17 protein-coding genes are annotated in these 17037 nt (G+C 61.7%); 12 read left to right on the top strand and 5 right to left on the bottom strand.

Features of this window, described 5'->3' with window-relative positions; genetic code table 11:
• Positions 1 to 36 precede the first annotated feature (36 nt).
• The 4 genes from JAO77_RS03965 to JAO77_RS03950 form a co-directional block, all read right to left on the bottom strand.
• Positions 37 to 1149, bottom strand: a complete 1113-nt coding sequence (locus JAO77_RS03965) for an acyltransferase family protein (protein ID WP_198988997.1) — start codon at positions 1147 to 1149, stop codon at positions 37 to 39.
• 308 nt (positions 1150 to 1457) lie between these two features.
• Entirely contained in the window at positions 1458 to 1790 is a 333-nt protein-coding gene (locus tag JAO77_RS03960; RefSeq protein ID WP_198988996.1) for a hypothetical protein, read from the bottom strand.
• Positions 1791 to 1938: 148 nt separating this feature from the next.
• Complete coding sequence (locus JAO77_RS03955; protein ID WP_198988995.1) at positions 1939 to 2274, bottom strand: cupin domain-containing protein; 336 nt, start codon at positions 2272 to 2274, stop codon at positions 1939 to 1941.
• 84 nt (positions 2275 to 2358) lie between these two features.
• Entirely contained in the window at positions 2359 to 2769 is a 411-nt protein-coding gene (locus JAO77_RS03950) for a VOC family protein (protein ID WP_198988994.1), read from the bottom strand.
• A 107-nt stretch (positions 2770 to 2876) separates the two neighbouring features.
• Between JAO77_RS03950 and JAO77_RS03945 the strand changes: the two genes are divergently transcribed.
• Both JAO77_RS03945 and JAO77_RS03940 read left to right on the top strand, forming a co-directional pair.
• Positions 2877 to 4253, top strand: a complete 1377-nt coding sequence (locus JAO77_RS03945) for a type IX secretion system plug protein (RefSeq protein WP_198988993.1) — start codon at positions 2877 to 2879, stop codon at positions 4251 to 4253.
• Positions 4254 to 4572: 319 nt separating this feature from the next.
• Positions 4573 to 4821 carry a hypothetical protein gene (locus tag JAO77_RS03940; protein WP_198988992.1) on the top strand — a complete coding sequence of 83 codons (249 nt, stop codon included), beginning with the start codon at positions 4573 to 4575 and terminating at the stop codon, positions 4819 to 4821.
• 86 nt (positions 4822 to 4907) lie between these two features.
• On the opposite strand, the gene JAO77_RS03935 is transcribed toward JAO77_RS03940, so the two are convergent.
• Positions 4908 to 5732, bottom strand: coding sequence for a polyphosphate kinase 2 family protein (locus tag JAO77_RS03935; RefSeq protein WP_198988991.1), 825 nt, complete (start codon positions 5730 to 5732; stop codon positions 4908 to 4910).
• A gap of 194 nt (positions 5733 to 5926) precedes the next feature.
• Here JAO77_RS03935 and JAO77_RS03930 point away from each other — a divergent pair, with 194 nt between their 5' ends.
• The 10 genes from JAO77_RS03930 to JAO77_RS03885 all read left to right on the top strand — a co-directional run bounded on the left by JAO77_RS03930 (position 5927) and on the right by JAO77_RS03885 (position 17021).
• Entirely contained in the window at positions 5927 to 6913 is a 987-nt protein-coding gene (locus JAO77_RS03930) for a M48 family metalloprotease (protein ID WP_198988990.1), read from the top strand.
• A 185-nt stretch (positions 6914 to 7098) separates the two neighbouring features.
• The gene (gene mutM, locus JAO77_RS03925) at positions 7099 to 7926 is read left to right on the top strand and encodes a DNA-formamidopyrimidine glycosylase (protein WP_198988989.1); all 828 of its coding nucleotides are present in this window, start codon (positions 7099 to 7101) and stop codon (positions 7924 to 7926) included.
• Positions 7927 to 7942: 16 nt separating this feature from the next.
• On the top strand, positions 7943 to 9124 hold the full coding sequence (gene pseC, locus JAO77_RS03920) for a UDP-4-amino-4,6-dideoxy-N-acetyl-beta-L-altrosamine transaminase (protein WP_198988988.1): 1182 nt from the start codon (positions 7943 to 7945) through the stop codon (positions 9122 to 9124).
• The gene (locus JAO77_RS03915) at positions 9121 to 10017 is read left to right on the top strand and encodes an aldo/keto reductase (RefSeq protein WP_198988987.1); all 897 of its coding nucleotides are present in this window, start codon (positions 9121 to 9123) and stop codon (positions 10015 to 10017) included. Before pseC ends, JAO77_RS03915 begins: the two co-directional genes overlap by 4 nt.
• Positions 9999 to 10805, top strand: coding sequence for an SDR family NAD(P)-dependent oxidoreductase (locus tag JAO77_RS03910; protein WP_235998199.1), 807 nt, complete (start codon positions 9999 to 10001; stop codon positions 10803 to 10805). Before JAO77_RS03915 ends, JAO77_RS03910 begins: the two co-directional genes overlap by 19 nt.
• Before the next feature lie 139 nt (positions 10806 to 10944).
• Positions 10945 to 11679, top strand: coding sequence for a cytidylyltransferase domain-containing protein (locus JAO77_RS03905; protein ID WP_198988986.1), 735 nt, complete (start codon positions 10945 to 10947; stop codon positions 11677 to 11679).
• A gap of 33 nt (positions 11680 to 11712) precedes the next feature.
• Positions 11713 to 13239, top strand: a complete 1527-nt coding sequence (pseG, locus tag JAO77_RS03900) for a UDP-2,4-diacetamido-2,4,6-trideoxy-beta-L-altropyranose hydrolase (protein WP_198988985.1) — start codon at positions 11713 to 11715, stop codon at positions 13237 to 13239.
• Positions 13240 to 13253: 14 nt separating this feature from the next.
• Complete coding sequence (gene pseI / locus JAO77_RS03895; protein WP_198988984.1) at positions 13254 to 14321, top strand: pseudaminic acid synthase; 1068 nt, start codon at positions 13254 to 13256, stop codon at positions 14319 to 14321.
• Entirely contained in the window at positions 14318 to 15613 is a 1296-nt protein-coding gene (locus tag JAO77_RS03890) for a glycosyltransferase family protein (RefSeq protein WP_370549624.1), read from the top strand. Before pseI ends, JAO77_RS03890 begins: the two co-directional genes overlap by 4 nt.
• 13 nt (positions 15614 to 15626) lie before the next feature.
• The gene (locus tag JAO77_RS03885; protein ID WP_198988983.1) at positions 15627 to 17021 is read left to right on the top strand and encodes a DUF7033 domain-containing protein; all 1395 of its coding nucleotides are present in this window, start codon (positions 15627 to 15629) and stop codon (positions 17019 to 17021) included.
• The last annotated feature ends 16 nt before the right edge of the window (positions 17022 to 17037 follow it).

Below are 17037 nucleotides of genomic sequence, written 5' to 3'. Positions count from 1 at the left end.
GGCGATGAACCTAGGTGAGCAAAACTGAACGCTTCGCTACCCCAGCTTTTTGCGCAGCCAAGCCCGCACTGGCTCATCGTACAGCTTCAGGCTGGCGTATGCCAGCACGATAGCTCCTGCGAACGTGAGCAGGGCATAGGGCCAGGCCTGCCCTAGGGTAATGCCTTTGTGGTTGCTTACCCACGCCACGTAGAAGTAGACCAGTACATAGTGCGTCATGTACAAGGGGTAAGAAAGATTGCCGAGGAAGCTACAGATTTTGTTCTCTGCCTCACTGTGCACCACCCCGCTGGCCCCGAGGTATACAATGAAAGGGAATAGCACGATAATGCAAAAGGCCTCGTACAATCCATTCAGCCAAAGCTGGTCGGCCCCGCCTATTCTGGGCATCAGCAGCACCGCGGCAACTAGCAGGCTACACCATAAGAAAGCATTTTTGATATAAATGGGCTTAGCCACCCGCGATAAAAGCAGCCCGGCAAAAAACGGAAATAGCGTGCGCGTCATGCCAATGCGCAGGTGCTCGGCGTTTAGAGTCCAGCCGCCAGCCACGTCGCCGTTGGGGTTCGTAACGGCAAAATGCGTCAGCACCGCCCCGGCCACCAGCACCAAGCCAGCCAATACCTTATTGGATAGCTTGCGGATGCCGAGCGCGTAGAGAATATTGGCTATGTACTCAAAAAACAACGACCAGCCTACGCTATTGAGCGGGTGCATTTCTTGCCAGCCCCGGATATCCATCGAAAGCGGAATAGGCAGCACCGTGTAGCCTATCAGCATGACCACGAGTAGCTTCCACACCGGCACCGTATGGATGAGCGGCCAGATAGTGGAATCGGTAAAATAAAAGCCTAGGGCGCCGAGTGTCATGCCCAGTACCACGAGCGGTTGCAGCCGCTCGACCCGGCGCCGCAGAAAGCCGCCGATGGTCAGCTTGTCCCACCGGTCGTCGTAGGCATAGCCTATTACAAAGCCCGACAGGAGAAAGAAAAAATCAACCGCTAGGTAGCCGTGATTGACAATGTTGTCGAGGTGGCCACTGGCGAGCGGCTCGGCCAAGTGAAAGAACACTACGATAACAGCCGCCACGCCTCGCAGCCCATCTAATATTTGATAATGCGGCTTTGTACCAAGTTTGTTGTTATCCATGCCTTTGCAGCGCGCACAACTAGTGCGGTATTGTCTTATCAACTACCAATGATAGCAGCCAAGAACCCTGACAAGCTGGCTATGAGTACTCAGCACACCAGGCCACCTAGGCAGCAATCTCGACGGTTGCGCTACCGTTCACGCTGGCCAAAACGGCATTAGGCGATAAGCCCCTTTCGACGGCTCACTAAGCAGACTAGCTAAGCAGATGCTAGCCGAAAGGCACGCTTGCATTGCACACACAAACGCCCTGCTCGCAGCGACTTACTGCGAGCAGGGCGTTTGTATGGGAGGCAGACGCGTAGGAATTATTTCAAATTGGTGACGCCTTTAATGAACTGGATGCCACCGAATAGAATGGCACCCCAAAACACGAAGCCCACATCGGCCAGCGTGAGGGCGAGGCCACCGAGGCACCACAGACCGCCGTGCAGCATGTCTTTTTTGGCTTGCGCCTTCTTGGCGTCCTGAATGGGGTTTTCTAGTTCGCCCACCATCGTGCTGGCGTCGTCGGCCGCGACGCCTTTTAGCATTAGCAGGCGCTCTACTTCGGTGCCGCTTTTGCCATTGGCCAGCAGGTTGGCGGCATACTGATACAGGTAGTTGTCGGGTTGCTGGTCGGCTGCTTGGCTTGCTTCCATCTTATTGCTTGCAGGAAAAGGTATAATTTAGTGTATTGGTGCTCAACGGCCTGGCAATGTACTACCTAGGCCGAACTCATACAAACTCCTATACTTTAACGCAGCAATCCTCTGCGGCTTTGCGGCTGCTACCGGCGCACCTAGGGGCCTACTTGGCAGGCGTGCCTGCGTTCCAGACCAGGATGGTGCAGCCGCCCGAGCCGGCCGGGCTGCTGGCGCAGTGGTCGGTGCCGGGCGGGTAGTAGAGATAAGAACCCGCTCCAAACGAGCGGCCGTTTTCCACGCCGGGGTCGCAGTAGGTACCAGCTACCACAAACACCTCGTCGGGGGTGGCGTGGGCGTGGTGGGGGTAGGTGCGCCCGGCCTCAATCTTGATGAGCACGCGCTTTTCGCCGGGCTCGGCGCGCAAAATGGTGCGAGTGACGCCCTCGCTCACCTGCTCCCACACTTGGGCAGGAGCTTCGCTAACTTCTACAGTGGTCATGGCTCTTCTACAGATTAAGCTTAAGCAGTAGTGTCCTAAACCGCATTATGGAGCTGCGGTTTGCGGCCCGCACGGCCAGCGGCCTTACAGAATCTGGCAAAATTCTAGGCGCTCGCCATCGGGCCCGGCAATGTTGAAGAACTTGCAGCCTCTAGCCCAAAAATTGAGGAAGCTGGGCTGGGGCTCTAGCATCACAAAGCCTTCGGCTTGCAGCGTGGCGTAGGCCTCGTCGATGTCATCGACGTCGAAAGCGATGTGGTCGATGCGGCCGTCGGAGCGCTGCCGCACCTGGCTGAGTTCGGGTTCGGGCATCTGGTACAGCTCTAGCACCAGCTCGCCGCGCTGCATCATCGCTACCTGACCCTGGGCCCCATCATGCGGAAAGGTGGCCTCCATCACGGGCTCAAACCCCAGGCGCTGATAAAACACCCGCGAGGCCCCTAGGTTGGTAACGGGCAGGCCTATATGCTGCAACCGATTTATTTTTAGCTTCATCTGCCAAAGAAAGCACGAAACGCCAGTACTGGCCGGGCGGGCGCGGCGTTGGGGCAGCGCCGTTGGCCCTGGGGGCCCCACTGCTGGCTGGCCCGTACTTTCGCGCTATGCGCTTTCGCCACCTACCCTACCCACTTCTGCTGCTCGCCACAGCCTGCGTGCCCCTAGGTACCCCCATCACCAATGCCGACCTGCCGGCTAGCCAGCAGCGAGCGGGCGCCCCGGCCGCCAGCGCCCAGCTGCGCTACTACGACTACATCTACGACCCCAGCGTGAAGAGCGTGCAGTGCTACGTGGGCACCGGCACCACCTCTACCCTCACCACCACGGGCCTGGCCACCAACCCCACGGCCGTGCTGAGCCCGCCCATTGTACCCCTGAGCCAGGAGCAGCCCATCACGCTGGAGTTTGACGTACTGGGCGAGCAGCCGCCGCGCCTCACGGCCAAGCTCATCAACTGCGACATCAACTGGCAGCCCTCCACGCTCACCGACTTGCAGTTTCTGGATGATATTAATGAGATTAATGTCAACAGCTACCGCACGTCGGTCAATACCAAGGTGCCCTACTACCACTACACGCTGGCCGTGCCCCGCGTGAAGCTGAGCGGCAACTACCTGCTGGTAGTGCAGGGCCGGGGCGGGGCGCCGCTGATTTCGCGCCGCCTGCTGGTGTATGAAAACCAGGTGGTGGCCAGCCTCGCGCCGGGCATTCTGGCCGGGGGCGTGGAGGCGCGCTACGCCTACCAGCAGCTTAATTTTCGCATCAACTACAGCGCCGTGGAGCTGCTGAACCCCGCCCAGGAAGTGAAGGTGGTGCTGCGCCAAAACTTCCGCTGGGACAATGCCCACTACAACCTGCGCCCCACCTTCGTGCGCGACGCCGAGCGGGTGCTCGAATACCAGTATATCAACTACGAAAACGCGTTTCCGGGCCTCAGCGAGTATCGCTACTTCGACATGCGCTCCTTGCAGGCCAATGGCCTCGGCATTGCGCGCCTAGGTCGGCAGGCTAGCCCCGTGCAGGTAGAGCTGCTGCCCGAAGCCACCCGCAACGGCCAAGCCTACAACCAGTACGAGGACGCCAACGGCAAGCGCATCTTCGAAAACCGCGAGTTTGGTGAGGGTGCCATCAACGGCGACTATGCCCAGGTCACCTTCAACCTGCGGGCCGAGCGACCTGCGCCAGGCCCGGTGTACGTGCTCGGCGCCCTCAGCGACTGGCAGCTCAAAGACGAGTTTCGGCTTACCTACGACAGCTTGCAGCAGCGCTACACCGGCCGGGCGCTGCTCAAGCAGGGCTACTACAGCTACAGCTACGCCGTGGCACCTAGGGCCACTAACGCGCCACCCGACGAAATCTATTTTGAGGGCACCCACACCGAGACCGAAAACCAATACGACCTACTGGTGTACTACCGCCCGCCGGGCACCCGCACCGACCTGCTCATCGCTTATCAGTACCTCGACCTGAACAAGCGTTAGCCTTAGGGCTCCGCTGCTACCAGCATTTGCAATGTCACTTACAAGACCCCGCCCTGCCGGACATCCGGCAAGCGGGGTTTTGTCGTATCTTCACCAATACTTCATTTAAAATCATTGCTACCTAGGGGTCATGAACTACTAAAATGGCTCTAATGTCCACCTAGGACAGTTTTTAATAATCAACAGTTTACCAAGCGGCCTGCTGCCTGCGGCCGGAAGGTTCATAGCTTCCTTTCATCTTCATCTTAGCGTATTTATTTGGACTCACATTTGCTTCCTAATATTTTTAGCTTTCGGAAAAAATTTTGTATCTTTGGCTATGCGTAAGACTCAGCTTCCTACCCCCCTTCCGGTGCAGCAATTTGCCCGCTGCGTGAACGATGCGAACCCACCCGCTGGCTACGTAGGCGACTGGCCCACGGCTGGCCGGGTGTACCCGGTGCGCGTGCTGCCCCACGTGCGCAGTGGCCAGCCCCAGGTGCACGTGCTAGGCTTCCACGCCGAGCGTCCCTACGGCGCTTTTGCCGCCCACCGCTTCGAAGAAGTGGCCACCGTGTGGCTTAATTAATCAGCCCATATTTGAATACTATAAGAGGGGGTACTGCTGTTCAGATTGCGCGAACAGCAGTACCCCCTCTTCTATACACTAGCTACCTACTCCACCACTTGCGCGGCCACGTCGAAGTCAGCGGCTGGCGGCTGGGGGTTCATTTCGGTGAGGGCAGCCACCACAATTTCGGCAATGGCGAGGTCGCGCGCCCACTTGTGGTTGGCCGGGATGACATACCACGGCGCATCGGGCGTAGAGCAGGCCGCCAGGGCATCCTGAAACGCCTCCTGGTACTTGTCCCACAGCTTGCGCTCCTTAAGGTCGGCGGGCTCAAATTTCCAGCGCTTGGCCGGGTCGTCGAGGCGGGCTTGCAGGCGCTCGGCTTGCTCCTCTTTCGAAATGTGCAAGAAGAACTTGATAACGCGGGTGCCATCGCGGGTCAGCAGCTGCTCGAAGTTGTTGATGTCTTGGTACCGCGGCAGCCACGTTTCGGGGCCGATTAGGTCGTGCACGCGGGTCACGAGCACGTCTTCGTAGTGCGAGCGGTTGAACACCCCGATGTGTCCCTTACCAGGCGTTTGCTGGTGAATGCGCCACAAAAAGTCGTGGTTTAGCTCCTCTTTGCTAGGTGCCTTAAAAGCCGCCACCTGCACCCCGGCCGGGTTCAGGCCCGTGAGGAGCTTGCGAATAGCCCCGTCCTTGCCGCCCGTGTCGATGGCTTGAAACACCAGCAGTAAGCTCTGGCGGTGCTCGGCATAAAGATTTTCCTGCAAGTCGCTAAGCTGCTTACGCAGTTCTTTTAGGCGCTCTTTGGCGTGCTTTTTATCCTTGAAGGGCTTGGTAGTATCGGGGGCGATATCGGCGAGGCGCAGGGGCTGGCCGGGTGCCACGCGCACGGCGGGCGTATCGGCAGAATGGTCGTGGGGCATGGGGCAAAAAAACGCAAAAGCACGGCCGGTAGTGGCCGTGCTTTTAGTAAACGAAAAAGGGTAGCTTTTGCGTTGTATAAATAGCTAAAAACTGCCAGCTGGCTCAGTTTTTTGGCGTCAGAATTGCGCTTGTTCTTGCTTGGCTGCGCTCGCGACGACAGGCGGCCCTATCCGCTTTATTTTCTCTTATACAAATGCCCTTTCTTCCCCGCTTTTTCCGCCCACTGGCGGTGGCCCTAGGGCTGCTGACAGTGGCCCTCGCCGCCCAGGCCCAAGCTACTCCCGACCTGCCCGCCAGCCAGGCGGCCGGCATCATCCGCGAAATCACGGAGGCGGTGGGCTTGCAGCCGCGCTTCGAGCTGCGAGCTACCACCGTGGTGCCTAATGCCGCCGCCGTGGCCTACAACGGCAAGCGCTACCTGCTCTACAACCCCAAGTTTCTGGCGGCCGTGAACCGTGCCGGCCACACCGACTGGGGCGGCATCAGCATCTTAGCCCACGAAATGGGCCATCACCTCAACGGCCACACCTTGCGCAGCGGCGGCTCGCAGCCGCAGGACGAGCTGGAGGCCGATGAGTTTTCGGGCTTCGTGCTGCGCCGCCTAGGTGCCAGCCTAGCCCAGGCGCAAGCCGCTATGGCCACCGTGGCCGACGACGAGGGCTCTAGCACCCACCCGGGCCGCACGCCGCGCCTGGCAGCCATCAGCCAAGGCTGGAACCGGGCTAATAGCCAGCTGGCCGCCGTGGCCAAAGCTGGGACTAGCGCCCCATCGGCGCAGCCCATTGCGCTCGCACCTAGGGCGTCCCAGGCCCAAGCGTCTGATGCCGAAGATGATGAAATAAGCACCAGCCGCCCGTCGAGCGCTACCGAAGCGCTGGCGCGGGGGGTGTCCAATGCGCCCGTGCGGCTGGTGGGCCAGCTCACGTTCCGCGATAACCCCGAGGTGCCGTTCTACCTCACCAGTGCCCTGAGCGTAGTGCGCCTGGCCGATGAAAGCAGCGACGAAGACGATGAGGCCAGCCGCGTGCGCGCCGCCGAGGTAGTGGGCCGCCTACGCCGCACTGGCAACGCCGCCTTCCCCTACGTGCTCGAAGACAGCCAGCAGCGCGCCCTTTTCGTGACGCCCCGCGGTGATGTCTACAACAAAGCTGGGCAGCGCGTAGCTAAGCTCCACGATTAGCCGTAAGCAGGACAAGCTCAGCTGGCAGCGTCTGTCATGCTGAGCTTGTCGAAGTATCTCGCGTGGAGCACTAACCTAGGCGTTAGCAACGAAACGAGTGAGATGCTTCGACAAGCTCAGCATGACGGACGTTATTTTTTCGGCTCCGCTGCTTTTTGTTCATTGCTAATTGCTCATTACTAGAAATGCCCGAACTACCCGAGGTCGAAACCTACCGCCGCTTTATTGACGAGGTAGCGGTGGGCCAAACGATTACTGGCCTTGAGGTGCGCGACGCGCACGTGCTGGCCGTGCCCGAAGACGAGTTGCGCGCCGCCGTGGTGGGCCGGACCATCGCCGGCACTGGCCGACTGGGCAAAAATTGCTTTCTGGAGCTGGATAATAGCCGCCTGCTGGTGCTACACTTCGGCATGACCGGCGACATCGGGGCGTTCCGCGATGCGCCCGACGCCCCGCGCTTCACCCGCGTGGCTTGGCAGCTGGCCGACTCGGGGCTTAATCTGGCTTTTATCGACCCGCGCAAGTTTGGCCGCATTCGGCTGGCCGACAGCGCCGAAGCGTACCAGAAAGCTAAAAAACTGGGCCCCGATGCCTTAAAAATCACGGCCGCTGAGCTGCACCAGAAGCTGAGCCGCCGCAAGGTATTTGTGAAGCCGCTGCTGCTGGACCAGAGCCTGACGGCCGGCCTCGGCAACTGGATAGTAGACGAGGTGCTGTTTCAGGCTAAAATCCACCCTGAACGCCTAGGTAACTCACTCAAGGAGAAGGAGACCCAAGCGCTGCATGACGCCATTCAGCTGGTGCTAACCACGGCTATCCGGCACGAGGCCAATTACCGGTACTTCCCGGCGAGCTTCCTCATTCATGCCCGCGAGTGGGACGACTCGGCCACGCCGGGCTCCGACGCGCACACCTTTTGTCCGCGCCATCCGCGCACTAAAATCGAGAAATTTTACGTGGGCGGCCGGGCCACCTACATCTGCCCCAAGTGCCAGCCCGCGCCGGCCGGCTAGCGTACTTTTGTGGGCCATGCCCACGCCTCCCTCCCATCCCCTGCCCTACGGCCGCCAGCACATCAGCGACGCTGATGTGGCGGCCGTGGTCGAAACCCTGCGGTCCGATTTTCTGACCCAGGGCCCCAAAGTAGCCGAGTTTGAAACTGCTTTCGCCGCCTACGTTGGGGCCAAGCACGCCGTGGCCGTGACCAACGGCACGGCCGCCTTGCACCTGTGCGCGCTGGCGCTGGATGTGCAGCCTGGCCAGCGCGTGATTACGACGCCCATCACGTTCGCCGCGTCGGCCAACTGCGTGCGCTACTGTGGCGGTGAGGTGTACTTTGCCGACATCGACCCCGCCACGGGCTTACTCGATTTAGAAGCCGTTAGAAAGCTGCTCGAAGCGCACCCCAAAGGCCATTTTGCGGGTTTAATTCCCGTTGATTTTGCCGGCCTGGCTGTGAACCTAGAAGAAGCCCGCGCGCTGGCCGACGAGTTTGGCCTCTGGATAATCGAGGATGCCTGCCACGCACCGGGCGGCTTTTTTGTGGATAGCCAGGGCGCCGAACGCCGCTGCGGCAGCGGGCAGCTAGCCGAGCTGGCTATCTTCAGCTTCCACCCCGTCAAGCACATTGCTACTGGTGAGGGCGGCATGATTACCACTAATGATGATGCGCTGGCCCGCCGCCTGCGCCGCCTGCGCACTCACGGCATTGAGCGCGAGGCGACAGGCCTATTGCGCCAAGACGAGGGCGGCTGGTACATGGAAATGCAGGAGCTGGGCTATAACTACCGCATTTCAGACATCAACTGCGCCCTAGGTGCCAGTCAGCTCGCCCGCGCCGACGAAGGCCTAACCCGCCGCCGCCAGCTAGCCACGCAGTACGACGCCGCCTTTGCAGAGCTAGCGGGCGTGCAGGTGCTAGCGCCCGGCCAGCCGGGCCATGCCTATCATTTGTACGTCATTCAAGTCGAAAACCGGCGCGGCCTCTACGAGTTTTTGCGTACCAAAAACATTCTAGCTCAGGTGCATTACGTGCCCGTACACCGCATGCCCTACTATGAGAACTTAGGCTGGAAATTCGGCGATTTTCCGCATGCCGAAGCTTACTACAGCCGTTGCCTCAGTCTGCCGCTCTACCCCACCCTCACCGATGAGGAGCAGGCGTACGTCGTAGCCTGCGTGCAGGAATTTCTAGCCCACAACCCCGCGTGAGTACCGCGCCCACGACCCAGCTTTTCGCGCAGCGCCTAGCCCTGGGCACCGCGCAGTTTGGCCTAGCCTACGGCCTGAATAACCAAGCAGGGCAGCCATCCACCGGAGCGGTAGCCGAGGTGCTGGCCGCTGCCCAGGCCGCGGGCCTCACGCTGCTCGATACCGCCGCCACCTACGGCAACAGCGAGGCGCGGCTGGGTGAGCTGGCAGGCCAAAACTCGGCTTTTGAGTTGATTACCAAGCTACCAGCCGGGCCGCCCGCGCAGGTGGCGCAGCAACTGGCCGAGTCCCTAGGTCGGCTGCGGCGCGAAAAGTTGTATGGTGTGTTATTCCACGCTTTCAAGCCCTTGCAAGAGCAGCCGGCCGCCTGGCAAGCACTGCAAGCGGCGCGGGCTGCCGGGCAGGTGGCGCGCATTGGCGTGTCGCTCTACCACCCGCACGAGGCCGAGTGGCTGCTGGCCGAGGGCTACGACCTTGACCTGGTACAAGTTCCATATAATGTGCTCGACCAGCGCTTTGCGGCCGTCCTACCACGGCTGGCGGCGCAGGGTGTGGAGGTGCATGTGCGGTCGGCCTTCTTGCAGGGCCTGCTGCTGCGAGAGCCAACTGCGCTGCCCGACTTCTTCCTCCCACTAGCCCACAAGCTTACGCAGCTGCGAGCGCTGGCCGCCGAAGCGGACGTGCCACTGCCGGCCCTGTTGCTACTATTTGCTGCCTACGCGCCGGGTGTGGCGCGAGCCGTGGTGGGCGTCGACTCGGTGGAAAATCTGCATGAAAACCTGGTCGCCGCGCAGTACGCCGAAGCTGCCGAAGCCTTACGCCCAGCCTTGCTAGCGCTAGCTGAATCTACCGACACTTTCATCCTCCCCTACGCATGGCCGCCGCGCCCCTAACCGACGATTTTTACCGCTCAATGTTCGACCTCAGTGGGCAGGTGGTGCTGCTCACGGGCGGCTACGGCCACCTAGGGCAGGCCATCGCGGCGGGCTTGCTGGCCCACGGCGCGCACGTGGTGGCGCTGGGGCGCGATGAAGAAAAATTCAAAGCTGCCTTTCCTGAGCGGCCCGACACGCTGCATTTCCTAGCTTGCGATGTGGCCTCGGCCGACTCCGTGCGGGCGGCTTTTCGGCGCAGCCAGGAGCTGCACGGCCCGCCCAGTGTACTCATCAACAACGCCTACTACGCCCGCGGCCAGCAGCCCGATGCGCTTTCCGATGCCGATTTTGCCCTAGGTCTTGATGGCTCGGTGGGCGCGGCCTACCGCTGCCTTCGTGAGGTGCTGCCCTACCTGCGCGAGCGCGGCGCAGGCAAAATCATCAACGTGGCCTCCATGTACGGCGTGGTAGCCCCCGACTTCGCAGCCTACGACGAGTATCCGCAGTTTCTGAACCCGCCGCACTACGGCGCGGGCAAGGCCGCTATGATTCAGCTCACTAAATACTTCGCCTCGTACTTAGGGACCGAAAACATTCAGGTCAACTGCGTATCGCCGGGCGCATTTCCTTCGGACATGGTGCGCGAAAAAGAGGGCTTCGAAGGTGAGCTGCGCCGCCGCATCCCGCTAGAGCGCGTGGGCGAGCCGCAGGACTTAGCCGGGGCCTTCGTATTCCTCAGCTCCGCCGCTTCAAATTTCGTGACTGGCCACAACCTGATTGTGGATGGCGGCTGGACTATCCGTTGATTTTTGCATTGTCATGCAGCGCGCAGCGAAGCATCTCGCGTGGTGCAGTAATTAATGACGCTCGCAAACGTCAGCACGCGAGATGCTTCGCTGCGCGCTGCATGACGAACGTTATTGCCCAGTATACAATCCCATCTCAATGACACTAGCCCTCATCCAAGCCCGCCTAGGGTCGTCGCGGCTGCCGGGCAAGTCGATGCTGCCGCTGCCGCTACCGGCCATGGGCGACGAAAATACCATCTTGGGCCACGTGGTAAGCCGGGCTCGGCGGGCCGCCTGCATCCAAAAGGTAGCCGTAGCCACCACCACCCAGCCGCTCGACGAACCGCTGACTGCCTTGGCGGCTCGCCTGGGCGTGGGCGTGTTTCGGGGCGATGAGCAGGACGTGCTTGGCCGCTTTGCTGGGGCGCTAGCGCAGGCGGGCGATTTCCAAACCATCGTGCGCCTTACGGCCGACAACCCAGCCATTGACCCGGCATTTATCGACGCGGCTGTGGCTCACCACCTGGCCACCGGGGCTGACTACACTTACACTAGCGGCCTGCCCCTAGGTACCAATATTGAGGTTATCAGCACTCAAGCGCTACTACGCGCCCACCGCGAGGCTACCCAGCCCGATGAGCGCGAACACGTGACACCCTACCTACGCCGTCACCCCGAGCTATTTCGCCTCGAAACCCTGGCGCTAACCGTGCCACCCGCCGTAGCCCCGTTGCGCCTCACGGTAGACTACCCCAGCGACTATGCCTTGCTCAGCCTGCTATTCGGCTACCTAGGGCCCGATTTTTCGCTTACCGGCCCGGCTGGGCTACCCGAGCTGCTGACACGGCACTCGTGGCTGGCGGCCATTAACGCCGACAACGTGCAGCGCTAGCACCCAGGACAGCGGCGGCCGTTTCTTTGCAGTATGGTTGATAGGTTGGAGAAAGTACCCGCGCCGGCCCCGCGCCTCGTGCTGCGGGCCGATGGCAATAGCCAAATTGGCCTAGGCCACGTGATGCGCCTGCTGGCCCTGGCCGAGCTGCTGCGGGCCGATTTTACTGAGATTATCTTTCTCATCCAAGCGCCCGATAGTGCTATTCGCCTGCTGCTGCGCCAGGCCGACATTGCGCTAGTCGACTTGCCGGGCCGTGCGCCTCTGGCCGAAGCGGCTGCCTTAGCCGACTGGCTGCGCCCGACCGATGTGCTGGTGCTCGACGGCTACGGCTTTACATATGACTACCAGGTTACCGTGCGCTCGTTTGCAGCACACCTGGTTTGCCTCGATGACCTGCACGCTTTCCCGTTTGCCGCCGACCTGGTCATCAACCCAGCTGGGGGCGTGCAAGCCACACAGTACGAGCTGCGGCAGCCGGGCGCTCAGCTACTGGCCGGCCCGGCGTATGCTCCGCTGCGGGCCGATTTTCAGTCTGGCCCGGGTGCCCCAGCCGCGCCGCCCGGCCACGTGCTGCTGTGCCTAGGTGGGGCCGACCCACGCCAGCTGACCCGCGCCACGGCCGCCGAGCTGCTGGCGCTGCCGGGCGTGGCGCACGTGCATGCCGTGGTGGGCAGCGCCTACGCCGCCTGGGACGAGCTGCGCGCCTGGTCCGATGCGCAAGTGCCGCGCCTCACGCTGCACCGGGCACTACCGGCCAGCCAGTTAGCGGCTCTCATGCGGCGGTGCGGGGCGGCCGTGCTCTCACCCAGCACCATCAGCTACGAGTATTGTGCGGCGGGCGGCGGTCTGCTTCTGACGCTGCCCACGGCCGATAATCAGCGCGACCTCGACCGTTTTTTGCGGGCGGCGGGCCTGGCCCTGCACTACCCCGCCGCGCCCAACGTACTCACGGCCGCCGAGGCCCAGCGCCTGGCCCAGCAACTGCGGCAGGCCCAGCGCCGCTATTTCGACGGGCAGCAAGGTCTGCGGCTGCGGCAAGCAGTTGCGGCTATGCAGGTACCAGCCGCGCCGCTGCGCCTGCGCCCCGTGCAGGCCAGCGACTCGGCCCAACTCCTGACCTGGACCAACGACCCCGCCACCCGGCAGCAGTCCTTTGACCCCGCGCCCGTGCCGCTGGCGCGGCACGAGGCCTGGCTGACCGGCCAGCTCACCCAGCCCGAGCGCTACCTGCTACTACTGGCCGAAGCCGCCGATACCGGTGCGCCGGTGGGCCTCATTCGCTTCGCCGTTGCCAGCGAAGCATCTGGTAGTGAGGCCACGCTGAGCTACTCGCTCGGGCCGGCGTACCGGGGGCGTGGCTGGGCGGCCCCGCTGCTGCTGGCGGGCACGCGGGCGCTGCTGGCGGCCTTTCCGCAGGTGGCGCGGGTGCTGGGCGAGGTCAAGGCCGACAATGTGGCCTCGGTGCGGGCGTTTCGGCGGGCGGGCTTTGGCGAGGTGGCGGGCACGGGGCCGGCGGGCAGCCGTACCTTTGCCTGGGTAGCCGCCCCGGTGGCCTAGCCCAGGTTTTACTCATGGAAATTACGATTGGCGGCCGGCCCGTTGGCCCCGCTCACAAGCCGTTTATCATCGCCGAGATGTCGGGCAACCACAACCAGAGCCTCGACCGGGCGCTGGCCCTGGTGGATGCCGCCGCCGCCGCGGGCGTCGATGCTCTCAAGCTCCAGACCTACACCGCCGATACCATCAGTATGGATACCGGCTTCGTGATTCGCGAAGAAGGCAAGTCGCTATGGGAGGGCAAGAGTTTGTATCAGCTCTATAAAGAGGCTTATACGCCTTGGGAGTGGCACGCCGCCATCTTCGAGCGGGCGCGGCAGCACGGGCTGCTGGCCTTTAGCTCTCCATTCGACGAAACGGCGGTAGACTTTCTGGAAAGCCTCGATGTACCGGCCTACAAAATTGCTTCTTTTGAGAACGCGCACTGGCCGCTACTGCGCCGGGTGGCTGCCACCGGCAAGCCCGTGATTGTGAGCACTGGCGCGGCCACGCTCAGTGAGATTGACGAGGCCGTGCGCGTGCTGCGGGGCGCGGGCTGCCGCGAGTTGGTGCTGCTGAAATGCACCAGCACCTACCCCGCCTCGCCGGCTACCACCAACCTGCGCACCATTCCGGTGCTGGCCGAAACCTTCGGCTGCCCGGTGGGCCTCAGCGACCATACTATGGGCGTAGGCGCCAGTGTGGCCGCCGTGGCACTGGGCGCCTGCGTTATCGAAAAGCATTTTACGTTGCGTCGCGCCGATGGCGGCGTCGATTCAGCCTTTTCACTCGAGCCGGAAGAATTGGCGCTGCTGGTAACGGAAACCGAGCGCGCCCAGCAGGCCCTAGGTACCGTGCAGCTGTGCATACAGGCCAGCGAGGAAAAAAGCCGCATCTTTAAGCGTAGCATCTACGTGGCCCGGCCAGTAGCAGCCGGCGAAGAGCTAACCATTGATAATCTGCGCATTATTCGCCCCGGCGATGGCTTACTGCCGCGCCATTGGGACGTGGTGCTAGGCCGCCGCGCCGCCCGCGCTTTGACGCCCGGCACGCCGCTGACCTGGGACGCGCTACTGGGCGAGCCAGCCGCGTCGCAGTCGTGAGCAGCCAGGTAGCCCGGCTGCGCGATATTTTACAGCTGCGCTTCACCGATTTATTTGCTGGCATGCCGGCTTCGGTACTGGCCAGCATTTCGCCCGCCAGCTCACTCAAGCGGCTGGCGCGGGTGGCCGGCTACACGGGGCTGCGGTTGGTGGGACACCTGTTTCAGCCCATCCGCAGCCCCGAACAGTTACGTGGCGCGGTGTGGCTCTACGTAGTGAGCGCCAACAACTACGATGCGCTCAGCTTCATTAAAGACGCCCGGCCCAATGCGGTACTGGTGGCTGGCCAAGGCAAGAACATCGGCCGCTACGGCCGAGCCGTAAATCGACTATCGCTGCGCCGTAAAATATTGTACTACTGGCAATATCCAGCCGCTTTGCTTGGTTTGAAACGTGAGTTAGGCGGCCGGGCCCTACGGTTCTTTGACCTCATTTTTTACGCCTTAGGGTACTACGAAGTGTATCGGCTGGCCCTGCGCCACTACCGGCCGCAGGCCGTGGTGTTTGCCAACGACCACAACGACGACGCCCGCGCCCTGCTGCTGGCCTGCCGCGCCGAGGGCGTGCCCACCGCCTATGTGCAGCACGCCAGCGTGAGCACCAATTTCCCGCCCCTAGGCTTCGACCTGAGCCTGCTCGAAGGCCAGGACGCGCTCGACAAATACAGCCAGTGCGGCCCGGTGCGCGGGCGTGTCGAGCTGGTGGGCATGCCTAAGGCCGACGCCTTTCTGGCGCAGCGCAATACCGCATCGCAGGTGCGCCGCGTGGCCGTGGCCTGCAACCTGCTCGATGAGCTGCCCGCCTTGGCCGACACGCTGGCCTACCTGCTGCGCGAGCTGCCCGGCCTCACCTTCACTCTGCGACCCCACCCTGGCGACGGGCGCGACTTCGGCGCCCTGCGCCAAGCGCTGCCCGGCTTGCAGTGGAGCGACCCGCACCAGGAAAACGTCTTTCAGTTTTTGCAGGCGCACGATGCGCTGGTGGCTGCCGACACCAGTACCCACCTCGAAGCCACGCTGCTCAACGTGGCCAGCGTGTACTACCGCTTTTCGCCTACGCCTACCCTAGCCGACTATTACGGCTACGCCGCCCACGGTCTTAGTGAGTGGGCGCATTCACTGCCCGAATTAACAGCGGCCATAGGCCGACTGGCGCAGCACAAACCGCTCGACCTCTACCGCCGCGCCGCCTATTACAACGCCACCCTAGGCACCCCCGACGAGGGCCACAGCCGTGTACTAGCCGTGCGCCGGCTGAACGAGTGGCTGGCCGCCCCAACCGCAAGGGCGTAGTTTTGTGGCCCTCATGCCCACGCCTACTTTCCCGCTTCCACCGCTGGCTGCCGTACCCGTTTCGGCCGAAACCCGGCTGCGTTACGTGCTAGAGCATTTTGCGCTGGCCTATCCCGGCGCACCTATCGGCGTGATAGGCTACACGGCCACGGGGCACCTAGTGGAAATTGCTGAGTTGGGCGAGGCGTTTTTTGGGGATACGCAGCCTTATCCTACTACCCCTAACTGGCGCGAGTGGCAAGGGATGCAAATCCCCTTTTTCTTCGATGACCCAACCCAAAAAACACTTCTTTTTCAGGAGGATAAAGTCATCATCTCGGCCGATATTATTTCGGCGGCGTTTTACCTGCTGAGCGGCTGGCAGGAATATTTCTCGACCGAGCGCGACCAGCACGGACGCTTTCCCTACGCGGCGAGCGTGCAGAAAAAAAACGGCTTCGTAACACTGCCAGTGGTCAATTATTACTTCGATGTGCTGCGGGCAGCCGTGGAGCACATGACCGGACAGCCACTGCAACCGCGCCGCTGGGGGCCGCAGCAGGCTGATTTTGCGGCCTTCATTTCGCACGATGTTGATAGCTTATACAGTGCTTGGAAAGCGCCCGCCAAGGCCGCGCTGCAGCAGCGGCAATTTAGAAAATTCGGCAAGCTGCTGTGGCATCATCTGACTCAGCATGATGCATGGGATAACCTAGAAGCCGTGGCGACAGCAACGGCACAGTACGGCGCGAGGTCCACGTTTTTTATGCTGGGAGCCAAAGGAAAAGCGGCTAACGGCACACCTAATGCTGACTATTCTCTATCAGCTCTGATACAACCCCGGTTACGGCTTCTCAAGAAACAAGGCTGCGAGGTTAGCCTGCACGGCAGCATCGGTACGGCTCTGGACGCCGCGCGCCTGGAAATGGAGATGGAAAATAGCTTATGGTATGAGGGCAACGGTCTGCGCTTTCACTACCTGAGTTGGGAACCGCGCTGCACACCAACCGTCGTGGATGCTTCGAGCTGCTTCGGCTACGACTCTACACTAGGCTTTGCCGAGCATTTCGGCTTCCGCAATTCTTTTTGCCTGCCGTTTTACCCTTTCGATTTTACCAAAGGGCGCTCTACCGATTTCCTCGAAATCCCCCTCAACGTGATGGACGCCACGCTGCACCATCCCAACTACTTGCAACTGGCACCTAACGAAATTCTACCCGCGCTTGCGCCCGTTTTTGCTGAGATAAAGCGCTTTGGGGGCGTGGCCTCGGTGCTGTGGCACAACCAGAACTTCGACCCGGCCAACACAGTGAACGGCCCGCACCAGTTTCACGAAATCATGGCGCATTTGCAGGCGCAGGGAGCGGCTTTTTGCACCGGGCGCGAAATCTGGGAAGAATTTACCGCTGCGCCCACTCAACACTCTTAACTCAAAACTCCTAACT

The organism is Hymenobacter sp. BT559, from assembly GCF_016427535.1.
Classification (GTDB): domain Bacteria; phylum Bacteroidota; class Bacteroidia; order Cytophagales; family Hymenobacteraceae; genus Hymenobacter.
The sequence above is the reverse complement of the archived record's forward strand: the minus strand, read 5'-3'. Positions and strand labels throughout refer to the sequence as shown.

Bases quoted from the DNA above. Each gene is read 5' to 3' on its own strand.
- JAO77_RS03965 (WP_198988997.1), bottom strand. From the start codon at position 1,149: ATGGATAACAACAAACTTGGTACAAAGCCGCATTATCAAATATTAGAT.
- JAO77_RS03960 (WP_198988996.1), bottom strand. From the start codon at position 1,790: ATGGAAGCAAGCCAAGCAGCCGACCAGCAACCCGACAACTACCTGTAT.
- JAO77_RS03955 (WP_198988995.1), bottom strand. From the start codon at position 2,274: ATGACCACTGTAGAAGTTAGCGAAGCTCCTGCCCAAGTGTGGGAGCAG.
- JAO77_RS03950 (WP_198988994.1), bottom strand. From the start codon at position 2,769: ATGAAGCTAAAAATAAATCGGTTGCAGCATATAGGCCTGCCCGTTACC.
- JAO77_RS03945 (WP_198988993.1), top strand. From the start codon at position 2,877: ATGCGCTTTCGCCACCTACCCTACCCACTTCTGCTGCTCGCCACAGCC.
- JAO77_RS03940 (WP_198988992.1), top strand. From the start codon at position 4,573: ATGCGTAAGACTCAGCTTCCTACCCCCCTTCCGGTGCAGCAATTTGCC.
- JAO77_RS03935 (WP_198988991.1), bottom strand. From the start codon at position 5,732: ATGCCCCACGACCATTCTGCCGATACGCCCGCCGTGCGCGTGGCACCC.
- JAO77_RS03930 (WP_198988990.1), top strand. From the start codon at position 5,927: ATGCCCTTTCTTCCCCGCTTTTTCCGCCCACTGGCGGTGGCCCTAGGG.
- mutM (WP_198988989.1), top strand. From the start codon at position 7,099: ATGCCCGAACTACCCGAGGTCGAAACCTACCGCCGCTTTATTGACGAG.
- pseC (WP_198988988.1), top strand. From the start codon at position 7,943: ATGCCCACGCCTCCCTCCCATCCCCTGCCCTACGGCCGCCAGCACATC.
- JAO77_RS03910 (WP_235998199.1), top strand. From the start codon at position 9,999: ATGGCCGCCGCGCCCCTAACCGACGATTTTTACCGCTCAATGTTCGAC.
- JAO77_RS03905 (WP_198988986.1), top strand. From the start codon at position 10,945: ATGACACTAGCCCTCATCCAAGCCCGCCTAGGGTCGTCGCGGCTGCCG.
- pseG (WP_198988985.1), top strand. From the start codon at position 11,713: ATGGTTGATAGGTTGGAGAAAGTACCCGCGCCGGCCCCGCGCCTCGTG.
- pseI (WP_198988984.1), top strand. From the start codon at position 13,254: ATGGAAATTACGATTGGCGGCCGGCCCGTTGGCCCCGCTCACAAGCCG.
- JAO77_RS03885 (WP_198988983.1), top strand. From the start codon at position 15,627: ATGCCCACGCCTACTTTCCCGCTTCCACCGCTGGCTGCCGTACCCGTT.